32 protein-coding genes and 1 pseudogene are annotated in these 20153 nt (G+C 48.4%); 32 read left to right on the forward strand and 1 reads right to left on the reverse strand.

Annotated elements, in window-relative coordinates; all coding sequences use genetic code 11:
- Positions 1-31: 31 nt before the first annotated feature.
- From rplD to prfA, 30 genes are all read left to right on the forward strand, one after another.
- Positions 32-664 (forward strand): 50S ribosomal protein L4, encoded by a 633-nt coding sequence (rplD, locus tag QUB77_RS28265; RefSeq protein ID WP_333180247.1) that lies wholly within the window; start codon positions 32-34, stop codon positions 662-664.
- Positions 657-965, forward strand: coding sequence for a 50S ribosomal protein L23 (locus tag QUB77_RS28270; protein WP_006634999.1), 309 nt, complete (start codon positions 657-659; stop codon positions 963-965). Before rplD ends, QUB77_RS28270 begins: the two co-directional genes overlap by 8 nt.
- 175 nt (positions 966-1140) lie before the next feature.
- Entirely contained in the window at positions 1141-2004 is an 864-nt protein-coding gene (rplB, locus tag QUB77_RS28275; protein ID WP_015178705.1) for a 50S ribosomal protein L2, read from the forward strand.
- Between the two features lie 131 nt (positions 2005-2135).
- Positions 2136-2417, forward strand: a complete 282-nt coding sequence (gene rpsS, locus QUB77_RS28280; protein ID WP_006634997.1) for a 30S ribosomal protein S19 — start codon at positions 2136-2138, stop codon at positions 2415-2417.
- 96 nt (positions 2418-2513) lie between these two features.
- Positions 2514-2873, forward strand: coding sequence for a 50S ribosomal protein L22 (rplV, locus tag QUB77_RS28285; protein ID WP_190657986.1), 360 nt, complete (start codon positions 2514-2516; stop codon positions 2871-2873).
- Between the two features lie 114 nt (positions 2874-2987).
- Complete coding sequence (gene rpsC / locus QUB77_RS28290; RefSeq protein ID WP_015178708.1) at positions 2988-3716, forward strand: 30S ribosomal protein S3; 729 nt, start codon at positions 2988-2990, stop codon at positions 3714-3716.
- Positions 3717-3831: 115 nt separating this feature from the next.
- Entirely contained in the window at positions 3832-4251 is a 420-nt protein-coding gene (rplP, locus tag QUB77_RS28295; RefSeq protein WP_333039615.1) for a 50S ribosomal protein L16, read from the forward strand.
- Between the two features lie 159 nt (positions 4252-4410).
- Positions 4411-4701, forward strand: coding sequence for a 50S ribosomal protein L29 (rpmC, locus tag QUB77_RS28300; RefSeq protein ID WP_333074729.1), 291 nt, complete (start codon positions 4411-4413; stop codon positions 4699-4701).
- A 38-nt stretch (positions 4702-4739) separates the two neighbouring features.
- Positions 4740-4988 carry a 30S ribosomal protein S17 gene (gene rpsQ / locus QUB77_RS28305; RefSeq protein ID WP_006634992.1) on the forward strand — a complete coding sequence of 83 codons (249 nt, stop codon included), beginning with the start codon at positions 4740-4742 and terminating at the stop codon, positions 4986-4988.
- 108 nt (positions 4989-5096) lie between these two features.
- Positions 5097-5465 carry a 50S ribosomal protein L14 gene (rplN, locus tag QUB77_RS28310; protein ID WP_006634991.1) on the forward strand — a complete coding sequence of 123 codons (369 nt, stop codon included), beginning with the start codon at positions 5097-5099 and terminating at the stop codon, positions 5463-5465.
- A 1-nt stretch (position 5466) separates the two neighbouring features.
- A complete protein-coding gene (gene rplX, locus QUB77_RS28315; RefSeq protein WP_333045759.1) occupies positions 5467-5829 on the forward strand; it encodes a 50S ribosomal protein L24 in 363 nt (120 codons plus the stop codon).
- A 99-nt stretch (positions 5830-5928) separates the two neighbouring features.
- On the forward strand, positions 5929-6474 hold the full coding sequence (gene rplE, locus QUB77_RS28320; RefSeq protein ID WP_333070033.1) for a 50S ribosomal protein L5: 546 nt from the start codon (positions 5929-5931) through the stop codon (positions 6472-6474).
- A 22-nt stretch (positions 6475-6496) separates the two neighbouring features.
- Positions 6497-6898 carry a 30S ribosomal protein S8 gene (gene rpsH / locus QUB77_RS28325; RefSeq protein WP_190737227.1) on the forward strand — a complete coding sequence of 134 codons (402 nt, stop codon included), beginning with the start codon at positions 6497-6499 and terminating at the stop codon, positions 6896-6898.
- A gap of 122 nt (positions 6899-7020) precedes the next feature.
- On the forward strand, positions 7021-7569 hold the full coding sequence (rplF, locus tag QUB77_RS28330; RefSeq protein WP_333180242.1) for a 50S ribosomal protein L6: 549 nt from the start codon (positions 7021-7023) through the stop codon (positions 7567-7569).
- Positions 7570-7571: 2 nt separating this feature from the next.
- Positions 7572-7934 (forward strand): 50S ribosomal protein L18, encoded by a 363-nt coding sequence (gene rplR / locus QUB77_RS28335; protein ID WP_333039624.1) that lies wholly within the window; start codon positions 7572-7574, stop codon positions 7932-7934.
- Positions 7935-8062: 128 nt separating this feature from the next.
- The gene (gene rpsE, locus QUB77_RS28340) at positions 8063-8608 is read left to right on the forward strand and encodes a 30S ribosomal protein S5 (protein ID WP_242719711.1); all 546 of its coding nucleotides are present in this window, start codon (positions 8063-8065) and stop codon (positions 8606-8608) included.
- A gap of 146 nt (positions 8609-8754) precedes the next feature.
- Positions 8755-9201: a 50S ribosomal protein L15 gene (gene rplO / locus QUB77_RS28345; RefSeq protein ID WP_333180239.1), complete on the forward strand. Its 447-nt coding sequence runs from the start codon at positions 8755-8757 to the stop codon at positions 9199-9201.
- A gap of 102 nt (positions 9202-9303) precedes the next feature.
- Positions 9304-10608, forward strand: a complete 1305-nt coding sequence (gene secY / locus QUB77_RS28350) for a preprotein translocase subunit SecY (protein WP_333074732.1) — start codon at positions 9304-9306, stop codon at positions 10606-10608.
- A 5-nt stretch (positions 10609-10613) separates the two neighbouring features.
- Positions 10614-11198 (forward strand): adenylate kinase, encoded by a 585-nt coding sequence (locus QUB77_RS28355; RefSeq protein ID WP_333180236.1) that lies wholly within the window; start codon positions 10614-10616, stop codon positions 11196-11198.
- 293 nt (positions 11199-11491) lie between these two features.
- Positions 11492-11716: a translation initiation factor IF-1 gene (infA, locus tag QUB77_RS28360; RefSeq protein WP_006276978.1), complete on the forward strand. Its 225-nt coding sequence runs from the start codon at positions 11492-11494 to the stop codon at positions 11714-11716.
- A 369-nt stretch (positions 11717-12085) separates the two neighbouring features.
- Entirely contained in the window at positions 12086-12199 is a 114-nt protein-coding gene (gene rpmJ, locus QUB77_RS28365) for a 50S ribosomal protein L36 (RefSeq protein WP_015178722.1), read from the forward strand.
- An 83-nt stretch (positions 12200-12282) separates the two neighbouring features.
- On the forward strand, positions 12283-12666 hold the full coding sequence (rpsM, locus tag QUB77_RS28370) for a 30S ribosomal protein S13 (RefSeq protein WP_333180233.1): 384 nt from the start codon (positions 12283-12285) through the stop codon (positions 12664-12666).
- 84 nt (positions 12667-12750) lie between these two features.
- A complete protein-coding gene (rpsK, locus tag QUB77_RS28375; RefSeq protein WP_006634980.1) occupies positions 12751-13149 on the forward strand; it encodes a 30S ribosomal protein S11 in 399 nt (132 codons plus the stop codon).
- Positions 13150-13324: 175 nt separating this feature from the next.
- Complete coding sequence (locus tag QUB77_RS28380; RefSeq protein ID WP_202798589.1) at positions 13325-14269, forward strand: DNA-directed RNA polymerase subunit alpha; 945 nt, start codon at positions 13325-13327, stop codon at positions 14267-14269.
- Positions 14270-14394: 125 nt separating this feature from the next.
- Positions 14395-14745: a 50S ribosomal protein L17 gene (gene rplQ / locus QUB77_RS28385; RefSeq protein WP_190657966.1), complete on the forward strand. Its 351-nt coding sequence runs from the start codon at positions 14395-14397 to the stop codon at positions 14743-14745.
- Positions 14746-14774: 29 nt separating this feature from the next.
- Positions 14775-15617, forward strand: a complete 843-nt coding sequence (truA, locus tag QUB77_RS28390) for a tRNA pseudouridine(38-40) synthase TruA (RefSeq protein ID WP_333180230.1) — start codon at positions 14775-14777, stop codon at positions 15615-15617.
- Between the two features lie 139 nt (positions 15618-15756).
- The gene (rplM, locus tag QUB77_RS28395; protein ID WP_015178725.1) at positions 15757-16212 is read left to right on the forward strand and encodes a 50S ribosomal protein L13; all 456 of its coding nucleotides are present in this window, start codon (positions 15757-15759) and stop codon (positions 16210-16212) included.
- Complete coding sequence (rpsI, locus tag QUB77_RS28400) at positions 16212-16625, forward strand: 30S ribosomal protein S9 (protein ID WP_333180227.1); 414 nt, start codon at positions 16212-16214, stop codon at positions 16623-16625. The genes rplM and rpsI overlap by 1 nt, the downstream gene beginning before the upstream one ends.
- Before the next feature lie 307 nt (positions 16626-16932).
- The gene (rpmE, locus tag QUB77_RS28405) at positions 16933-17241 is read left to right on the forward strand and encodes a 50S ribosomal protein L31 (protein WP_242719730.1); all 309 of its coding nucleotides are present in this window, start codon (positions 16933-16935) and stop codon (positions 17239-17241) included.
- A gap of 339 nt (positions 17242-17580) precedes the next feature.
- Positions 17581-18675 carry a peptide chain release factor 1 gene (gene prfA / locus QUB77_RS28410; RefSeq protein WP_332958364.1) on the forward strand — a complete coding sequence of 365 codons (1095 nt, stop codon included), beginning with the start codon at positions 17581-17583 and terminating at the stop codon, positions 18673-18675.
- A gap of 112 nt (positions 18676-18787) precedes the next feature.
- On the opposite strand, the gene QUB77_RS28415 is transcribed toward prfA, so the two are convergent.
- Complete coding sequence (locus QUB77_RS28415; protein ID WP_333180224.1) at positions 18788-18910, reverse strand: hypothetical protein; 123 nt, start codon at positions 18908-18910, stop codon at positions 18788-18790.
- A 74-nt stretch (positions 18911-18984) separates the two neighbouring features.
- Between QUB77_RS28415 and QUB77_RS28420 the strand changes: the two genes are divergently transcribed.
- Together QUB77_RS28420 and QUB77_RS28425 are read left to right on the forward strand one after the other, a co-directional pair.
- Complete coding sequence (locus QUB77_RS28420; RefSeq protein WP_333180221.1) at positions 18985-19353, forward strand: hypothetical protein; 369 nt, start codon at positions 18985-18987, stop codon at positions 19351-19353.
- 10 nt (positions 19354-19363) lie between these two features.
- Positions 19364-20153: pseudogene (locus tag QUB77_RS28425) on the forward strand (hypothetical protein); the annotation flags it as partial.

The following is a 20153-nucleotide window of genomic DNA, read 5'->3' on the forward strand; positions in this document are numbered from 1 at the left end:
GACAACTAACAACAGACAAAGGACAAAAGATATGGTTAATTGTGTAGTCCGAAATTGGCAAGGCGAAGAAGTTGGAGAAACAACTTTAGAACTGCGCGTAGCCAAAGAAGAAAATGCGTCTCACATCGTTCACAGAGCATTGACGCGGCAATTGAATAACGCCCGTCAAGGAAATGCTTGCACCAAAACTCGATCGGAAGTCAGAGGCGGTGGCCGCAAACCCTGGCGTCAAAAAGGCACCGGCCGAGCCAGAGCAGGTTCAATCCGTTCTCCGCTGTGGCGGGGCGGCGGTGTCATCTTCGGGCCAAAACCGAGAGACTTTGAAGTCAAGATGAACAAAAAAGAACGCCGTCTAGCTTTGCGGACAGCATTCTTCAGCCGTACCGAAGACATAATTGTGGTTCAAGAATTTGCAGAGCAATTTCCGAGACCGAAAAGCAAAGAACTGCTGAGTGCGATCGCCCGCTGGGGCATCGAACCCGATACAAAAGTTCTGTTAATCTTGCCAGAACCGCAACCAAACGTCTACTTATCAGGACGCAACATCGAATTAGTAAACGTCATCTTGGCAACCTCCCTGAATGTTTACGACGTTCTCGCGGCTGACAAAATTATCGTCACATCTACAGCCATAGCTAAAATTCAGGAGATTTACGGTGAGTAAAATCGACCCCCGCGACTACGCAGATTTGATCCAGCGTCCGATTCTCACCGAGAAAGCTACCCGAATGATGGAATTAAATCAATTCACATTCGACGTAGCCCCCAAAGCGACCAAGCCTCAAATCAAAGCTGCAATCGAAGAACTATTTAAGGTCAAAGTCATCGGCGTCAACACCCAAAACCCGCCGCGTAAAAAGCGTCGAGTTGGCAAATTCGTCGGCTTTAAACCTTGTTACAAGCGAGCAACCGTAACTCTGACCGACGGAGACTCTATCCGCAAACTCCTATTCCCAGAAGTCTAGACGATTTTGGATTTTAGATTTTAGATTTTAGATTTTAAATTGCGGTTAACTGGTGGAAATTCTCGAACCAGAAAACTCGTAAGTTAACCAAAGATCGCCAATCTTCAACCTAAAATCTAAAATCGATAAACGTCAAATCCAAAATCCAAAATCCAAAATCTAAAATAGATCGATTATGGGCATCCGTTCTTACCGACCTTATACCTCCAGCACCCGAGAACAAACCGTCTCGGACTTTGCTGAAATTACCAAATCAGAACCAGAAAAGTCTCTAACCAGCAATAAGCACACCAAACAAGGCCGCAACAACCGAGGCGTCATTACCTGTCGCCACCGGGGAGGCGGTCACAAACGGCTTTATAGAGACATCGACTTCCGCCGCGACAAACACAGCATTCCCGCTACCGTCAAGGCGATCGAATATGACCCCAATCGCAACGCCCGCATCGCCCTCCTGTTCTACAAAGACGGCGAAAAACGGTACATCCTGCACCCGCTCAACTTAAACGTCGGTACAGTAATTGTCTCAGGCCCAGACGCGCCGATCGAGATCGGTAACGCCCTCCCCCTGAAGAACATTCCCCTCGGTACTAGCATCCACAACGTCGAGCTAGTACCTGGAAAAGGCGGACAAATCGTTCGCTCCGCAGGCTCCAGCGCTCAGCTAATGGCAAAAGAAGGTAGCTACGTTACCCTCAAACTGCCATCCGGCGAACAGCGCAAAGTCCGCGCCGACTGCTACGCCACCATCGGTCAAGTCGGCAACACAGACGCCAGAAACATCAGCCTCGGCAAAGCAGGTCGCACCCGCTGGAAAGGTCGCAGACCCACCGTTCGCGGTAGCGTCATGAACCCGGTAGACCACCCGCACGGCGGTGGCGAAGGCAGAGCCCCCATCGGACGTCCGGGGCCTGTCACTCCTTGGGGTAAACCAGCATTGGGTGCAAAAACTCGACGCAAAAACAAGCGCAGCGACGCTTTAATCGTCCGGCGCCGCCGCAAAGCTTCCAAGCGCGGCAAGGGCGGCAGACAAAGTTAAGGAAGAAGGAAGAAGGAAGAAGGAAGAAGGAAGAAGGAAGAAGGAACAACAAAAAAGTTTTCCGCGCTCTTTTATTCCTCCGACTTTCTTCGCAATTCAATTCCAACTGCTAATTACTAATTACCAAAATCATGTCTCGATCGCTAAAAAAAGGGCCCTTTGTCGCAGATGCTCTGATGACAAAAATCGAAAAACTCAACGCTGCAGGCCAAAAACAAGTAATTAAAACTTGGTCGCGCTCTTCCACAATCCTGCCCCAAATGGTAGGTCACACGATCGCCGTTCACAACGGCAGACAGCACGTACCCGTCTACCTCACCGACCAAATGGTAGGTCACAAACTCGGAGAATTTTCCCCCACTCGCACCTTTAGAGGTCACGCGAAAAGTGGTGATAAAAAGGCGAAAAGATAGCCGAATTAGGTGACAGGTAATAGGTAGTCGGAAAAAAAATTACCAATTACCAATTACCTTTTGCCCAATTACCAATTACCAATTACCGAAATCGAAATGGCTATAGATACCACATCCGAAATTAAGGCGATCGCCCGTTACATCAGGACATCCCCCTTCAAAGTGCGCCGAGTCCTCGACCAAATTCGCGGCAAAAGCTACCAAGAAGCGCTGATTTTACTCGAATTCATGCCCTACCGCGCCTGCGAACCAATCGTCAAGGTTTTGCGATCGGCAGTAGCCAACGCCGAACACAACGCAGGATTGGATAAGTCCAAGCTGGTAGTTTCTCAAGCTTACGCAGACCAAGGCCCCGTCCTCAAACGCTTTAGACCCCGCGCTCAAGGTCGCGCCTACCAAATCCGCAAACCAACCTGTCACATTACCGTAGTAGTAGCTCCGCTCGTAGAAAACTAAACCAGGGAAAAACGTAATAGGTAATAAACAGCTTAAAGTTGAAAAAAATGGGTAATCACCAATTACCAATTACCAATTACCAATTACCAATTACCAATTAACTCATCAACTATTATGGGCCAAAAAATACATCCAATTGGTTTTCGCCTCGGCATTACCCAAGAGCACCGCTCTCGCTGGTTTGCCGATCCCAAAAACTATCCCGAACTCTTGCAAGAAGACTATAAAATTCGCAAGTACGTTCGTAAAACGCTCAACAATGCGGGCATTTCCTCGGTCAAAATTGAGCGGAAAGCCGATCAAATCGACCTAGAAGTGTTCACCGCCAGACCAGGCGTTGTCGTAGGCCGTGGCGGAGCAGGCATCGAAACCTTGCGCGTCGGTTTGCAGCAGCAACTCGGTAGCAACCGCCAAATCCGCATCAACGTCGTCGAAGTCCAGCGAGTAGACGCCGATGCCACACTGATCGCGGAATACATCGCTCAGCAACTAGAACGGCGCGTATCCTTCCGCCGAGTCGTCCGCCAAGCAATCACCCGCGCTCAAAAAGTCGGCATCCAAGGCATCAAAATTCAAGTCAGCGGACGCCTCAACGGCGCAGAAATCGCCCGTACCGAATGGACGCGGGAAGGAAGAGTCCCCTTGCACACGCTCCGGGCCGACATCGACTACTCCTACTGCACTGCTCAAACCATCTACGGTATTCTGGGCATTAAAGTTTGGGTTTTCAAAGGCGAAATTATTCCCGGACAGGAACAAGAGGCTGCACCAAATGCAGCAGTGCCCCGCACCAAACAAAAGCGCCGCCGCCAGAACTTTGAAGATCGATCGAACGAAGGCTAGCTAATTGTTAACTGTTAGTTGTCATTTGTTAAGTGTGAGTTGTTCCAAACCAATTAGCAATTAACAATCACCAATTACCAATTACCAATTACCAATTACCCAACTCCCTTTCGCCATGTTAAGCCCTAAAAGAACGAAATTCCGCAAACAACAGCGCGGGCGAATGAGCGGTATTGCCACCCGCGGCAATACAGTTAGCTTTGGCGATTTCGCGCTCCAAGCCGTCGAACCCGCCTGGATTACTTCCCGCCAAATAGAAGCCGGACGCCGCGCCATGACCCGCTATATCCGCCGGGGTGGCAAAATTTGGATTCGCATTTTTCCCGACAAACCAGTCACCGAGCGCGCAGCAGAAACCCGGATGGGTTCTGGTAAAGGCTCACCAGAGTTTTGGGTTGCCGTGGTCAAACCGGGCCGGGTAATGTTTGAAATTGGCGGCGTAAGTGAAGAAACTGCCCGCGAAGCAATGCGTTTGGCATCTTTCAAGTTACCAATTAAAACCAAGTTCATCACTCGCGAAGAAGGCCAGTCATAGCGAAGAGCGAAGGTAGAATTAGGTCTGTATTAATCAGCATTTTAAACGGCTACAGCAATTTAAAATCTGGCTTTCATAACTTTTCTTTCCTTCGACCTTCAGCCTAAGAGACAATTCTGTCTTCTGTCATACCGCTCGCTAACGAGAAAGCACACAATTATGTCTTTGACCAAGATTAAAGAAGCTAGAGAATTAAGCGATGCTGCTGTAGCAGAGCAAATTTTAGCCGTCAAGCGCCAACTAATGGAATTGCGGCTCCAGCAAGCTACCGGCCGCATGGAAAAGCCTCACCTGTTTAAGCACGCCAAACACCGGCTAGCTCAATTGATGACAGTTGAACGCGAGCGCCAAATCGTTGCTGAGAAAGAAGCTGCAGAAAAATTAGCCGCATCTAAACAGGTAGCACAGCCTGCTGCAACCGCAGCAGCCGAGCCGACGATCGCACAGTAGCTAAAAAAAAGTCAATTGCACAACAAAAATAGGTAGCTATGGCAATTAAAGAACGAGTTGGCGTAGTAGTCAGCGACAAGATGGATAAAACCGTCGTGGTAGCAATCGAAAACCGCTCCTCCCACACCAAATACGGCAAAATCGTAGTCCGCACCAAGCGCTACAAAGCTCATGACGAAGAAAATCAGTGCAAATCGGGCGATCGCGTTCGCATCACTGAAACTCGCCCCCTGAGCAAAACCAAACGCTGGACGGTTGCTGAGATTTTTGGGACAAAAAACGGCTAACAGTTAATTGCGATATCGCGATCTCCCGATCGAAAATTAACAATCAACTAGCAGTCAAAAGTCAACAGTCAACAGTTAACAGTCAATAGTTAACACTCAACAATCACCATGATTCAACCCCAGACATACCTCAATGTCGCCGACAATAGCGGAGCCCGCAAACTGATGTGCATCCGCGTATTGGGAGGCGGCAACCGTCGCTACGGCGGAGTCGGCGATGTCATCATTGCCGTCGTCAAAGATGCCATCCCCAATATGGCCGTCAAAAAATCAGATGTCGTTCGGGCAGTCATTGTCAGAACTCGCAAAGGTCTGCGCCGCGACAGTGGCATGAGCATTCGTTTTGACGATAACGCCGCCGTTATTATCAACGTAGACGGCAACCCCAAAGGCACTCGCGTCTTCGGTCCCGTCGCCCGCGAATTGCGCGACAAAAACTTTACTAAAATCGTTTCCTTAGCCCCGGAGGTACTTTAAAATGTACGGAAAAAAGGGTAAACCAACTAGCGAACCGCAGCGCTACAGAATGCACGTCAAAGCAGGCGACACCGTGCAAATAATTACTGGCAAAGAGAAAGGAAAAGTCGGAGAAATCTTAAAGACATATCCTAAAGTCAGCAAAGTAGTTGTTAAAGGTGTAAACATCAGAACCAAGCACGTCAAGCCCCAGCAAGAGGGAGAGTCAGGGAAAATACTCACGTTTGAGGCTCCCATTCACAGCTCAAATGTCATGCACTATTCTGAAAAAGAAAAAATAGCTAGCCGCGTTTGCTATACATTCAGCGAAGATGGCCGGAAACTGCGACAGCTCAAAAAAACTGGAGAAATCCTCGATAATTAGTCATTAGTCATTAGTCATTAACAGACAACGGACAACTATCAACTGACAAAGAACAATTCCCTGACCAAGCCCAGGGACAGTTAACGAAACACAAAAACTATGCCGGACAAACTCAAGGTTCTTTATCAAGGAAAAATCGTTCCCACACTGATGGATCAGTTTAAATATACTAATATCCATCAGGTTCCCAAACTCGTCAAAGTCACAGTGAACCGCGGTTTGGGAGAAGCATCTCAAAACGCTAAGGCACTGGATTCGTCGATCAACGAAATTGCCATCATCACCGGGCAAAAACCAGTGGTGACGCGGGCGAAAAAAGCGATCGCAGGCTTCAAAATCCGCAAAGGAGTACCCGTAGGCGTTATGGTGACGCTGCGCGGCGATCGGATGTACGATTTTCTCGATCGATTGATCAACCTCGCACTCCCCCGAATCCGCGACTTCCGCGGCATCAGCCCCAAAAGCTTCGACGGGCGCGGCAACTACAGCTTGGGTCTGAGAGAACAGCTAATTTTTCCAGAAATAGAATATGACCGCATCGATCAAATTCGAGGCATGGACATTTCAATTATCACCACAGCAAACACCGACGAAGAAGGACGCGCCTTGCTTAAAGAAATGGGAATGCCGTTCCGGGACAACTAAGCACTAGAGTAAGAAGCAAAAGATGGCAGCTAACGATACCATAGCAGATATGTTGACGCGCATTCGCAATTCTTGCATGGCGCGCCACCAAACAACGCAAATTCCAGCTACAAAAATGACCCGCAGCATCGCCCAAGTCCTCAAAAGTGAAGGCTTCATCGGCGAATTTGAAGAAGCAGAAGAAGGGGTCAAGCGACATTTAGTGCTTTCTCTAAAGTACAAAGGTAAAACTCGCAAGCCCATTATCACGGCACTGAAGCGAGTCAGCAAACCAGGACTGCGCGTTTACTCGAACCGTAAAGAATTGCCCAGAGTATTAGGCGGAATTGGCATTGCCATTATTTCCACCTCCAGCGGCATTATGACGGATAGAGAAGCTCGACGCCAAGGTTTGGGCGGTGAAGTGCTTTGTTATGTTTGGTAGTCATTAGTCATTAGTCATTAGTCACTGGTCGTTGGCAACAGACTCAAAAATCAATCACTAAGGACTAATAACTAAGCACTAATAATCAAGGACTAATAACTAAAAACAAAGGACAAAAAACTATGTCGCGAATTGGCAAGCGTCCGATTAGCATTCCCACTAAAGTCACCATCACCCTAGACGGTCAAAAAGTAGCCGTCAAAGGCCCTAAAGGTGAACTTTCCCGAGTAATCCCAGCCGAAATCCTCATGGGAATTGAAGGCGAGACTTTACTCGTTACCCGCCGAGACGAATCTCGCGTCGCCAGACAACTGCACGGCTTGTGCCGCACCCTAGTGGCCAACATGGTCGAAGGTGTATCCCAAGGTTTTCAGCGGCGTCTCGAAATTATCGGCACAGGTTATCGGGCACAGGTTCAAGGACGGAACCTGATTTTAAACGTCGGTTACAGCAAACCCGTTGAAATGCCCCCTCCAGAAGGCATCACAATGGCAGTTGAAGGCAACACCAACGTCATTGTCTCCGGCATTGACAAAGAACTCGTAGGCAATACAGCAGCCCGCATCCGCGCGGTGCGTCCGCCAGAAGTCTATAAGGGCAAAGGCATTCGCTACAGCGGCGAAGTCATCCGGCGCAAAGCTGGTAAAACAGGCAAAACAGGTAAGAAGTAACAATGAAGCTTACTCGCAAAGAATCAGTCCAGCGCAGACACCGCCGTGTTCGGCGCAAGGTGTTCGGCACCGCCGAACGTCCCAGACTAGCGGTATTTCGCTCGGAGCAGCACATCTACGCTCAAGTAATCGACGATACCGCCCAGCACACTTTGGCCGCCGCGTCAACCCTCGATCCCGAATTGAAGTCAACTCTCAGTTCTGGCGGCAACTGCTCCGCGAGCGTGCAAGTCGGTCAGTTGATTGCCAAACGCTGTTCCAGCGCTGGCATAGTCAAAGTCGTATTCGATCGGGGGGGCAACCTCTATCACGGTCGTGTCAAAGCCCTCGCAGAAGCAGCTCGCGAAGCGGGGCTAGACTTTTAGGAAGAAGGAAGAAGGAAGAAGGAAGAAGGAAGAAGGAAGAAAGAAGCAATAAAAATCTTAATTCCTAATCATTAATTCTTCATTTCCGACTCCCAGTTACTAATCCTCAATTCCCACAAGACAAAACTATGGCAGAACAAAAAGAACAGCGCAACAAGAAAAAAAGCAGTAGTAACAAAACGCGCGAAAAAGAATCCGAATGGCAAGAACGGGTCGTTCAGATCCGGCGCGTTACTAAAGTAGTCAAAGGCGGTAAAAAACTTAGCTTCCGCGCCATAGTCATTATCGGCAACGAACGCGGTCAAGTTGGAGTAGGAGTAGGCAAAGCTAGCGACGTAATCGGTGCCGTTAAAAAAGGCGTCGCTGACGGCAAAAAGCACCTAATTGAAGTCCCCCTTACCAAATCTAACTCCATCCCTCACCCCATCAACGGTGACGGTGGCGGAGCTAAAGTCATGATGCGGCCGGCCGCTCCGGGAACCGGGGTAATTGCAGGGGGAGCAGTGCGAACTGTTCTCGAACTAGCAGGAGTCCGCAACATCTTAGCCAAACAGCTAGGTTCTGGAAATCCCTTAAACAACGCCCGAGCCGCAGTCAATGCCCTCTCCACCCTCCGCACTTTGTCCGAAGTTGCTCAAGAGCGCGGAATTCCAGTAGAAAATCTCTACGGTTAGGGCACGCGAGAATGGGAAACTGTAAGTTTTGAGTGTTAAGTGCTTGTGGTGAAAATAAAAAAATCCGCAACTTAAAACTCACGCACTCAAAACTACTGCGTACCAGCTCTCTAAATACCAAATACCAATTACCAATTACTAAAACTATGAGATTGCAAGACGCCCGACCCAAAGCAGGCTCCCAAAAGCGCCCCCGACGCTTGGGCAGAGGTATTTCTGCCGGTCAAGGCGCGAGCTCCGGCAAAGGGATGCGCGGTCAAAAATCTAGAGCCGGTAGCGGCACTAGACCCGGTTTTGAAGGAGGTCAAAATCCTCTCTACCGCCGCCTCCCCAAGTTGAAAAGCTTCCCTCTAGTGAACCGGAAAGAGTACACTACCATTAATGTAAGTAAATTAGCATCGCTGCCAGCAAACACAGAAGTTACTCTCACCTCTTTGATGCAAGCGAAAATTGTCAATACTGACAACGGGCCGCTGAAAATCTTAGGAGATGGTGAACTGAATGTACCTTTGCAAGTGCGCGCCTCGGCTTTTACCGCAGGTGCTCGCGCCAAAATTGAAGCTGCAGGCGGAAGTTGCGAATTAGTTGCGTGAAGATTTGAGGTTTGAGAGTTTGTCCAAATCTCAAATCCTCAAGCTTGCTATCAGAAAATGATTTAGTCGAAAATCCCAAATCTAAAATCCAAAATCGTAACTATGGACGTTAGTAGAGAAAAAGCGCCAACTGCACAAGAGACGTTCATGCAGATGGCTCAAGCTGCTGGTTTGCGAGGCCGCATCCTCGTAACCCTTGGCTTACTGATTTTAGTACGCCTGGGTGTCCACTTGCCAGTCCCCGGCATCGATCGAGTCGCCTTTGCCCAAAATGTCCAAAACAGCCCTTTAATTGGCTTTCTGGACTTGTTCTCAGGAGGCGGCTTGTCAGCTTTGGGGATTTTCGCGTTGGGGATTTTGCCCTACATTAATGCTTCAATTATTGTGCAACTTCTAACGGCGGCTCTGCCAAGCTTAGAAGACTTGCAGAAAAATGAAGGAGAAGCAGGGCGGCGCAAGATTTCTCAAATTACTCGCTACGTTTCTTTGGGCTGGGCAATTCTGCAAAGTATTGGCATTGCGATTTGGGTCAGCCCTTTTGCTCAATCTCCATCGCCTTTATTCATAGCACAAACTGCTTTGGCTCTGACGGCAGGCTCAATGTTTGTAATGTGGATATCGGAAGTGGTGACGGAACGAGGTATCGGGAACGGAGCGTCACTACTGATTTTTATCAATATTGTGTCGGTATTGCCGCGCTCTTTGGGACAAACTTTTGAATTGGCTCAAAGCGGGGACACGCAAGTTGTCGGCCGTGTAGTCGTTCTGCTGCTGGTCTTTTTGGTAACCATTGTCGGGATTGTTTTTGTTCAGGAAGGTACTCGCCGGATTCCGATTATTTCTGCCCGTCGCCAAGTCGGCCGCAAAGTTTATCGGGAGAGCCGGAGTTATCTGCCCCTGCGCTTGAATCAAGGCGGGGTGATGCCGATTATTTTTGCATCTTCGGTGTTGATTGTGCCTTCTTTCCTCGCTCAGTCTCTCAATAACCCGTTTTTGGTTCAAGTTGCTAATGTTTTGAGTCCGAACGGCCCTGCCCCTTGGGCTTACGCGCTGTTTTATCTAACTTTGATTCTGTTCTTCAGCTATTTCTACGCTTCGTTGATTGTCAACCCCGTAGATATGTCTCAGAACTTGAAGAAAATGGGCGCTAGCATTCCTGGAATTCGTCCGGGTCAGAAAACCAGTGATTATGTGGAGAAGGTTTTGAACCGTTTGACTTTCTTGGGAGCGATTTTTCTCGGTCTGGTGGCCATTGTACCAACTGCTGTAGAAAGCGCGATCGGTGTGCAAACTTTTAGAGGTTTTGGCGCAACTTCCCTACTGATTCTAGTAGGTGTGGCGATCGAAACTGCTAAGCAAATTCAAACTTACGTCATCTCCCAACGATATGAAGGAATGGTGAAGTAATCGCAATGCAATTGATTTTTATGGGGCCTCCAGGGGCGGGAAAAGGAACTCAGGCTCAGATCTTAGCCGCTCTCTGGAAAATACCCCACATTTCAACGGGCGATATCCTGCGCGCCTGCGTGGTTGCCAAAACGGCCTTGGGTCTAAAGGCGAAAGCCTACATGGATGCTGGTGAGTTGGTTCCCGACGAGTTATTGATGGATATCGTGCAAGAACGCATGAATCAACCAGATGCTAGTGCTGGTTGGATTCTGGATGGCTTTCCTCGCACTGTGGCACAGGCAGCGTTTTTTGACAAACTGCTTTGTGATGTTAGCGGTGCTGGGGGAAGTACGTCTGGTAAGGACTGCGATCTCAGAGCTGTCAATTTGGAGGTGCCTGACAACATTTTGGTGGCTCGCCTCCTGTCGCGGGGCCGCCTCGATGACAATGAGGAGACGATCCGCCGCAGGTTGCAAGTTTATCGCGAGCAAACTGAGCCTTTGATTGAGTTTTACAGCGCCCGCCAACAGTTAGTTGCGGTTGATGGCGATCGCGACATGGAATTAATCACCGCAGAACTGCAGCAAGCTCTCTCGATCGACTCTTGAACCCTCTCAATACGGCTTGTTACTCACAAGCTTTTGCTAAGATATGTTAACTAGGAGCTTTTTGTGCTATCAGCTTTTGTGAGGGTTGCTAGAGACCGGATTGAACTCGATACTAATTGCCACAACTTTACTCAAGTAAAGCTAAAACAATTGGTTGGTTGAGTCAAGAAGTCGATCGAGTCGCCCTAATTATTGCCCCCCGTTCCCGTTTGACTCCTACCAGTAAATAGGTTTTGAGACCAACGCCGGGACACTCCTAGTTAATCAAATGTAGAGTTGAGGTAAATACCAAATTGTCTAAGCAAGATTTAATTGAAATGGAAGGGACAGTGACGGAATCCCTGCCCAATGCGATGTTTCGCGTTGACCTAGATAATGGGTTTAACGTGCTGGCTCACATTTCCGGCAAGATCCGCCGCAACTACATCAAAATTCTGCCTGGCGATCGCGTCAAAGTCGAATTGACTCCCTACGACTTGACCAAAGGCAGGATTACTTATCGCCTTCGGAAAAAATAGGCTTAGATAAAACTTTCTAAAAACTAATTGTAAGTTTAATTTAGAGAGAATTTGGTAAAAAGCTTCAAAATTATGCTATAATGCTACGTTTGTAGTGTTGCCGAGAAGGGCGTCAACAACCCACCGGTGTACCGGGTTAAGTCCTTGTTACACCGTAAAAGTATCGCTCGCCAATATTTTTGTGCAGGCGAACTTTACCCCAGCAATGGGAGTGGGTGCAAGCGGGCTCCTTCATGAAACAACCCGCACTTTATACAATTTAATCGAGGAGAGGCCTACACCTTGCCCAGCCTCTCCTCCCACCGCTCTACGGGCAGTCCCAGCGTGCCTGCTCTCCGGTAGAGCGGGGTTCTCCAGGCAGGAAGAAAGATGAAAGTTCGAGCATCTGTCAAAAAAATTTGTGAGAAATGTCGCGTCATCCGCCGTCGCGGTCGAGTGATGGTGATATGTACTAACCCGAAACACAAACAGCGCCAAGGTTAGAAAAAAGGAAGATTGGGCAATGCACGCAGGTGCATCCTAATTGAACATTGTAGCCAAACAGGAAAACTAGGGAGACAAAAAGTGTGGCACGGATTGCCGGGGTAGACCTTCCACGCGATAAGCGCGTCGAAATAGGTCTGACATACATTTACGGAATAGGCTTGTCGAGAGCCCAACAAATTATCGCTGCAACAGGCGTAAATCCTGACACTCGCGTCAAGGATTTAACAGAGGCCGACGTGACTGCTCTGCGGGCTCATGTAGAAAGCACCTACCAAATAGAAGGAGACCTCCGGCGCTGGGAGTCAATGAACATCAAGCGCCTGATGGACATCGGAACTTATCGCGGTCGGCGTCACCGTTTGGGTCTGCCGGTGCGGGGACAACGAACCCGTACCAACGCCAGAACCCGTCGAGGCGTTCGCCGAACAGTTGCGGGCAAGAAAAAGGCACCTTCCAAGAAGTAACATCTTTTTGGGAAAAATACGCTGGGGGCTGCTGGCTCCTAGCGCTTCGGGACATTAGTTGAGAGAAACGTTAAAGAGACTAATATGGCGCGACAACAAACAGGCAAGAAATCTGGTGCAAAAAAGCAGAAACGGAATGTACCCAATGGGGTAGGCTACATCCAGTCTACCTTTAACAACACGATTGTAACTATTACCGACCTCAACGGCGAAGTGATATCCTGGGCATCGGCAGGTTCCAGCGGTTTTAAAGGAGCTAAGAAGGGAACTCCCTTTGCAGCTCAAACAGCAGCAGAAAGTGCTGCCCGCAGAGCCAACGACCAAGGAATGCGCCAAATAGAAGTAATGGTGAGCGGGCCTGGAGCAGGTAGAGAAACTGCAATCCGGGCGCTGCAAGGGGCGGGACTGGAAATCACCCTGATTAGAGATGTTACCCCAATTCCTCACAACGGCTGTCGCCCTCCCAAGCGGCGTAGAGTCTAAAACGATTTGAGATTTTAGATTTTAGATTTTGGATAATGGCTAACTGCTTAAAGTCAAAAAAATCATGGTTCTAACTGTTGCCCCGTCCATCCAAAATCCGAAATCCGTTCAGGGGTATGCTCTGCAATCTAAAATCCAAAATCAAAAATCCAAAGTGGAAAAGGGAGGTCACTCCGTGGCGCAGTTTCAAATTGAATGTATAGAGTCTAACACTGACAAAGACCGCAGTCAGTACGGAAAATTTGTCCTGGAACCGCTCGATCGCGGTCAGGGAACAACTGTTGGGAATGCGCTGAGGCGAGTTCTGCTGTCAAACTTAGAAGGAACAGCAGTAACTTCAGTCCGAATCGCGGGCGTCAATCACGAGTTTGCCACGATCGAAGGGGTACGTGAGGATGTTCTAGAAATTCTCCTGAACATGAAAGAGGTCGTCCTCAAAACTCATTCTCAGCAGCCGCAAATCGGCAGGTTGCGGATTGAGGGCCCTGTCACCGTTACGGCCGATCGATTCGATTTGCCCTCAGAGGTGGAATTGATAGATCGATCCCAGTACATTGCAACTCTCTCCCCGGGCTCAGTTCTGGAAATGGAATTCAGAATTGAAAAAGGCATCGGATATCGAGCAGTAGACCGCAGTCGAGATGATGGATCGGCTTTGGATTTTCTCCAAATTGACGCCATCTTTATGCCGATTCGCAGAGTCAACTACAGCGTTGAAGATGCTCGGGTAGGCGGTACGGTCGAAAAAGACCGGCTGATTATGGAAATCTGGACTGATGGCAGCGTGACTCCTCAAGAAGCTTTGAGTCAATCTGCCAACATCCTGGTAGATTTATTTGCACCTCTCAAAGACATCACCCAAGATTCTCTCAAACCAGAGTATCCAGGTGAAGCCGATCCTACCAGCCAAATTCCGATCGAAGAATTGCAGTTGTCGGTCCGGGCTTACAACTGTCTCAAGCGGGCTCAGATCAACTCAGTCGCCGACTTATTGGATTATACCCAAGAAGACTTGCTAGAGATCAAGAACTTCGGGCAGAAGTCTGCCGAAGAAGTGATTGAAGCTTTACAAAAACGCTTGGGCATTACCTTGCCACAGGAAAAATCAGCTAAAAGTTAATCAACGGGTAACGGGTAAAAAAGTTCTGAATTTTAAGTAGGTGTGTTTTTAAGTTCAACAAATCACCGCTCAAAACTCGCGGACTATCCCGGCGCCCAATTACCAATTACCAATTACCAACTGCCATGCGTCACCGCTGTCGCGTTCCCCAACTCAACAAACCGGCTGACCAGCGCCGCGCCCTGCTGCGCTCGCTGACTACCGAATTAATCCGCCACGGTAAAATTACTACCACTCTCGCCCGCGCCAAAGCGCTGCGCCCAGAGGCGGACAGAATGATTACTCTGGCAAAAGATGGCTCCTTGGCAGCTCGCCGCCAAGCTATGGGCTTTATCTACGACAAACAGTTAGTACACGCCCTGTTTGAAGCAGCCCAAGAACGGTACGGCTCGCGCAACGGCGGCTACACCCGCGTAGTGCGAACTGTCCCCCGCCAAGGAGACAACTCCGAAATGGCGATCGTTGAACTGGTTTAATTCAATTTTGGGTTGGAGATTTGTGATTTATGACTGACAATCCAAAATCCCCAACCGACAATCCCCAATCGATACAGCGCGTTGCTCTGGTAATCCAATACCTCGGCACTAACTTTCACGGTTGGCAGCGACAGCCGAACCAGCGTACAGTACAAGAAGAAATTGAAACAGCAATATCGACTGTTCTGGAACGCCCGGTAACGCTGCACGCTGCTGGGAGAACCGATGCGGGAGTCCACGCTGCTGCTCAAGTAGCGCATTTTGATGCCCACGGCCCTATTCCGGCTCACCGCTGGGCAAGTGTTCTCAACTCTCGACTGGCAAAAGATATTTTAATTCGAGCTTCGGCAAAGGTGGAACCTACCTGGCACGCTCGGTTCTCAGCCAGTTGGCGGCGCTATCGCTACACCCTTTATACAGACCCGACTCCTAATTTGTTTGTGCGTCCTTTTGCTTGGCACTGCTACCACGCCCCTGTGGATGAATCTTTGATTCAGACAGCTTTGACACCGCTCATCGGGCGGCATCACCTGGCTGCTTTCCACCGCGCGGGTTCTGCCCGCCCCCATTCCTGGGTGGACGTGCAAGCGGCAGAGTGTCACCGTTCTGGGCCTCTTATCTATATTGAGGTTCAGGCGAGCGGGTTTCTATACGGGATGATGCGGCTGCTGGTGGGGTTGCTGGTGCAGGTGGGTCGCGGGGAAAGGCCGATCGACAATTTCACAGATATCTGGGTCAATGAACGCCGAGAAATGGTAAAATATGCCGCTCCCGCTCAAGGTTTGTGCCTGCTGCGGGTTGGTTATTCAGAATTTCCCTTTCCCCCAGAGGTCTGGTACGATACCCAGCCCAAATTAGTCATTAGTCATTAGTCATTAGTCATTAGTCATTAGTCATTAGGTAACTACTAATAAAAAACTAAGGACAACTAACAATTAAAAACTGACAACTGACAACTGACAACTGACAACTAACAACAGTTAACAGTTAATAGACAACTAACAACAAACAATGAACAAAACTTACGTCCCTACTCAAGACTCCCTAGAGCACAAGTGGTACGTGGTCGATGCCGCCGACCAGCGGCTGGGCCGTCTGGCAACTGAAGTTGCCATGTACCTCCGGGGGAAACACAAACCGACTTACACTCCTTCTATGGACACCGGTGACTTCGTAATTGTCATCAATGCCGACAAAATCGCTGTTACTGGCAAAAAACGTACCCAGAAAATCTACCGCCGCCATTCTGGAAGACCGGGCGGCATGAAAACAGAAACTTTTGCCAAATTGCAAGCACGTTTGCCCGAAAGAATTGTCGAAGAAGCTATACGAGGAATGCTGCCTCACACTTCTCTGGGCAGACAACTGTTTACTAAACTGAAGGTGTACGCTGGCCCGAACCACCCGCACCAAGCTCAAAAACCAGAAGAATTAATTGTTCACACGATTCCGGGAGGAAATGAGTAATGCAAGCAACAGATACATCGGGTCGCGCTGTGTACTGGGGAACCGGCCGCCGCAAGCGTTCCGTAGCGCGGGTGCGCTTGGTTCCCGGCACTGGCATACTGACTGTCAATGGTAAAGAGGGGGATTTGTACCTGCAATTCAACCCTACTTATTTGGCTCTCGCTAAGGCCCCTCTGGAAACTTTGGGTCTGGAAAATGAGTACGACATTTTGGTAAAAGTCGAAGGCGGTGGCTTGACAGGTCAGGCTGATTCGATTCGCTTGGGTGTCGCTAGAGCACTTTGTCAATTAGACCCGGACAACCGCAAACCCCTCAAAATAGAAGGCTATTTGACTCGCGACCCGCGGGCAAAAGAACGGAAAAAGTACGGTTTGCGGAAAGCTCGCAAGGCTCCTCAATACTCGAAGCGGTAATCAAGGTTCGGCAGCGGATTGTGTAACGGATGTAACGGATGTAATGAAAGTTCGGCAACGGATTTTTTAACGGATGTAACGGATGTAACGGAAGTTCGGATTGAGGAAGAAGGAAAAAGGAAGAAGGAAGAAGGAAGAAAGAAAAGGCAAGAATCATTCAGATTTTATCTGCCTTTTTTTCAAGTTTATTTCCGATTCCTGATTCCTGGTTCCAAAATGTATAAGACAAAATTCGTGCTGTTGTTGGTGTACAAGTCCTGTGGCAGCTAAAATGGTTGTAAAGTCAAAAATTAGAGAGTAAAAAACAATGGCAAAAGATGGCATTCACCCTGAGTGGTATCCCGAATCTCAGGTTTATTGCAACGGGGAACTGGTAATGACTGTTGGTTCCACTAGACCAAAGCTTCAAGTTGATGTCTGGTCGGGAAATCATCCTTTTTATACTGGCACTCAGAAGATTATTGATACGGAAGGTCGTGTGGAACGCTTTATGCGGAAATACGGCATGACGGAGGTAGAAATGCCGAAGGCAGATGCTTCCTCTGGACCGCTGAAAATGGAAGATCCGAAAGCAGATGCTTCTAAGGCTGCTGGTAAAGGCAAAAAGAAGAAGTAGCCGGATTGTCATTTGTCCGCAGTTTGTTGAGAGTAGTTCTTTCTACTGGCAACTTACCGCCCTCGGATTTTAGATTTTAGATTGAAGACTTGCTACGGCTGGCAGTTGAGTTCGATCGAGTAGAGTTCGATCGACATTCTATCCTAACTGCTCTTGAGTTCTAAAATCTAAAATCTAAAATCTAAAATCGATCCGCCCTCGGATTGGAGAGTTTAGATTGAAGAATTGCTAGGGCTGGCAGTAGAGTTCGATCGAGATTCTATCCCAACTGTTCTTCAAATCTAAAATCTAAAATCTAAAATCTAAAATCTAAAATCGATTGACAAAGGACAACTGACAATGGCTGAATCTTATTTGCTGGATAAATTGAAGTCGGTAGAGCAAACTTTTAATGAGTTGACTCGCCGCATGGCTGACCCGGATGTGGCTAGGGACAATCAAGAGTTTCAACGTGTAGCGAAAGCTCGATCGTCCTTGGAGGAAGTGGTCGATACTTTTGCTCTGTGGAAAACCACTCAGGAAGATTTGGTGGGCGCGCGACAGGTTCTCAAGGAAGCCGCGGGCGATCGAGATATGCAAGAAATGGCTGCGCTGGAAGTTCAGGAACTTGAGGCGAAGCTGGAGAATTTGGAAAGTCGTTTGAAGGTTTTGCTGCTCCCCCGCGACCCGAACGACGACAAGAATATTATGCTGGAAATTCGGGCGGGTACTGGCGGAGATGAGGCCAGTATTTGGGCTGGAGATTTGCTGCGGCTGTATACCCGTTACGCTCAAACTCAAGGCTGGCAGGTGAAGTTGGTGAGCGAGTCGCTGGCGGAAATGGGCGGCTTTAAAGAGGTGATTCTGGAAATTACAGGCGACAGCGTTTACAGCAAGCTGAAGTTTGAGGCGGGAGTACACCGGGTGCAGCGAGTGCCTGTGACTGAGGCTGGCGGCCGGGTGCATACTTCGACGGCGACGGTGGCTGTGATGCCGGAGGTTGATGATGTGGAGATTCACATCGATCCGAAGGATATTGAGATGAGCACGGCTCGATCGGGCGGTGCTGGCGGCCAAAACGTGAACAAGGTGGAAACTGCTGCGGATTTGTTTCACAAGCCGACGGGAATTCGGATTTTCTGTACTGAGGAGCGCAGTCAGTTGCAGAATAAGGAGCGGGCGATGCAGATTTTGCGGGCTAAGCTCTATGAGATGAAGTTGCGGGAGCAGCAGGATGAGGTGAAGTCGCGGCGTTTGGCTCAGGTTGGTACTGGTTCGCGATCGGAGAAGATTCGCACCTACAACTATAAGGACAATCGGGCTACGGACCACCGTTTGGGGGAGAATTTCTCGCTCAATAGTGTTTTGGAAGGGGATATTGAGGGGATTATTCAAACTTGCATTTCTCAGGATCAGCAGGAACGTTTGGCTGAGTTGGCTGCTTCTACTAATTGATGGAGTGATGGGGGGCACATCTTGGGGTGTGCCTTTGTTCTCTGATGAGGTGGTGGATGTGGTTGAGTAGGGTGTCCCAAATTTGGTTGGCGATGCCTACGGCTGGCTACGCCTACGCGATCGGATAGTTGAAATGTTCGAGGTCGTATTGTACAACTTCTTCTAGTGGTTGTAAGGTTTTCTGGTTTCGGCGGGTTTTCATGACTGCGATCGCCTCTTGTTGCCAACGGGCCAATAATATGTAGCTGAAGTTATATTAGATATATTCTCACTCAGATTCATTTGGCTGTTGACCTTATGAAGCATATTATGAAGCAAAAACTTCCCCGGATTAACCCGACTACGCTGATTAAGAGTTTGGGGCGATTTACCGTGATCGCGACGTTTTCTTTGGGTCTGGGGACTTGGAAAAACTGGAGACATTATAACAGCTATTGGCATGGCACAATCTTTCGTGTGCAAACAGTTGATTTCAATATGTTATCTCATACTCTGCCAGGAAAACTATCCTATACCTTATTACAACGAAACATAGGAGAATTGCAGCGAACTTTAGACAGCAACTATGGATTATTGGGGCTGATTGTTACTGATTGCAAAATATCTACCAAAGATTGCCTATCCGAGCAAATTCTTTATCAATCACAATCTTCTCAGCAGTGGACAAAGGAAATTTGATTAGCAACCTTTGTCAAATCATCCATACGACTTACTACAAAATCCACCTCCGCTGCAAGCAGAGCGGCAATATGCTAAATCTCGTGATAGTAAACCCATCCCTACTGGTAGAGTTAACTCAGGAGAAATAATCGGTCGTGTGTACTATGTCCGGGGAGTAGCGCCGACATTTATTGAAGATTATAATAATTGGATTAAAAATCCATTTCAAAGAACAGGTTCCCGGACTCTTGACACATTGACAGTCGCTTTATTTTTCGTTAGTGGTTTGAGCGCGTGGATAATTATTGAGGTAGTTTTATCTGCCAAACGGAATGAGCAGCACCTTGCACAGCAACAACGGGAACAATTAGAGCGGGAAATTCACCAGATTAAGCTGCAATTAGAAGAGAAAAACCAGCAAACTATCGAATTAATTGACCAGCGAGAGAGAGGTCTTGCTGAACTGGAATCTTATCGGCAAGAACAGGAGCAAAATAAGAGAGAACTGGAAAATCAAATTGCATCTTATGAAAGCGAACTGGCTCTTAAAGAACAGCAACAGCAAGAAACTGCTCAAACTTTAGAAGAATTGCAATTACTACGGCAAAATTTGCAAGAAACGTCTCAACGAGAATCTGAAGCAAAGCAGCAGATTAAGCTGCAATTAGAAGAGAAAAACCAGCAAACTATCGAATTAGCTGACCAGCGAGAGAGAGTTGTTGCTGAACTGGAATCTTATCCGCAAGAACAGGAGCAAAATAAGAGAGAACTGGAAAATCAAATTGCATCTTATGAAAGCGAACTGGCTCTTAAAGAAC

The sequence above is a fragment of the Microcoleus sp. AT9b-C3 genome, from assembly GCF_036705485.1.
GTDB lineage: Bacteria > Cyanobacteriota > Cyanobacteriia > Cyanobacteriales > Microcoleaceae > Microcoleus.

Coding starts and splice junctions, on each gene's coding strand:
- rplD (WP_333180247.1), top strand. CDS start 32: ATGGTTAATTGTGTAGTCCGAAATTGGCAAGGCGAAGAAGTTGGAGAA.
- rplB (WP_015178705.1), top strand. CDS start 1,141: ATGGGCATCCGTTCTTACCGACCTTATACCTCCAGCACCCGAGAACAA.
- rpsS (WP_006634997.1), top strand. CDS start 2,136: ATGTCTCGATCGCTAAAAAAAGGGCCCTTTGTCGCAGATGCTCTGATG.
- rplV (WP_190657986.1), top strand. CDS start 2,514: ATGGCTATAGATACCACATCCGAAATTAAGGCGATCGCCCGTTACATC.
- rpsC (WP_015178708.1), top strand. CDS start 2,988: ATGGGCCAAAAAATACATCCAATTGGTTTTCGCCTCGGCATTACCCAA.
- rplP (WP_333039615.1), top strand. CDS start 3,832: ATGTTAAGCCCTAAAAGAACGAAATTCCGCAAACAACAGCGCGGGCGA.
- rpmC (WP_333074729.1), top strand. CDS start 4,411: ATGTCTTTGACCAAGATTAAAGAAGCTAGAGAATTAAGCGATGCTGCT.
- rpsQ (WP_006634992.1), top strand. CDS start 4,740: ATGGCAATTAAAGAACGAGTTGGCGTAGTAGTCAGCGACAAGATGGAT.
- rplN (WP_006634991.1), top strand. CDS start 5,097: ATGATTCAACCCCAGACATACCTCAATGTCGCCGACAATAGCGGAGCC.
- rplX (WP_333045759.1), top strand. CDS start 5,467: ATGTACGGAAAAAAGGGTAAACCAACTAGCGAACCGCAGCGCTACAGA.
- rplE (WP_333070033.1), top strand. CDS start 5,929: ATGCCGGACAAACTCAAGGTTCTTTATCAAGGAAAAATCGTTCCCACA.
- rpsH (WP_190737227.1), top strand. CDS start 6,497: ATGGCAGCTAACGATACCATAGCAGATATGTTGACGCGCATTCGCAAT.
- rplF (WP_333180242.1), top strand. CDS start 7,021: ATGTCGCGAATTGGCAAGCGTCCGATTAGCATTCCCACTAAAGTCACC.
- rplR (WP_333039624.1), top strand. CDS start 7,572: ATGAAGCTTACTCGCAAAGAATCAGTCCAGCGCAGACACCGCCGTGTT.
- rpsE (WP_242719711.1), top strand. CDS start 8,063: ATGGCAGAACAAAAAGAACAGCGCAACAAGAAAAAAAGCAGTAGTAAC.
- rplO (WP_333180239.1), top strand. CDS start 8,755: ATGAGATTGCAAGACGCCCGACCCAAAGCAGGCTCCCAAAAGCGCCCC.
- secY (WP_333074732.1), top strand. CDS start 9,304: ATGGACGTTAGTAGAGAAAAAGCGCCAACTGCACAAGAGACGTTCATG.
- QUB77_RS28355 (WP_333180236.1), top strand. CDS start 10,614: ATGCAATTGATTTTTATGGGGCCTCCAGGGGCGGGAAAAGGAACTCAG.
- rpmJ (WP_015178722.1), top strand. CDS start 12,086: ATGAAAGTTCGAGCATCTGTCAAAAAAATTTGTGAGAAATGTCGCGTC.
- rpsK (WP_006634980.1), top strand. CDS start 12,751: ATGGCGCGACAACAAACAGGCAAGAAATCTGGTGCAAAAAAGCAGAAA.
- rplQ (WP_190657966.1), top strand. CDS start 14,395: ATGCGTCACCGCTGTCGCGTTCCCCAACTCAACAAACCGGCTGACCAG.
- truA (WP_333180230.1), top strand. CDS start 14,775: ATGACTGACAATCCAAAATCCCCAACCGACAATCCCCAATCGATACAG.
- rplM (WP_015178725.1), top strand. CDS start 15,757: ATGAACAAAACTTACGTCCCTACTCAAGACTCCCTAGAGCACAAGTGG.
- rpsI (WP_333180227.1), top strand. CDS start 16,212: ATGCAAGCAACAGATACATCGGGTCGCGCTGTGTACTGGGGAACCGGC.
- rpmE (WP_242719730.1), top strand. CDS start 16,933: ATGGCAAAAGATGGCATTCACCCTGAGTGGTATCCCGAATCTCAGGTT.
- prfA (WP_332958364.1), top strand. CDS start 17,581: ATGGCTGAATCTTATTTGCTGGATAAATTGAAGTCGGTAGAGCAAACT.
- QUB77_RS28420 (WP_333180221.1), top strand. CDS start 18,985: ATGAAGCAAAAACTTCCCCGGATTAACCCGACTACGCTGATTAAGAGT.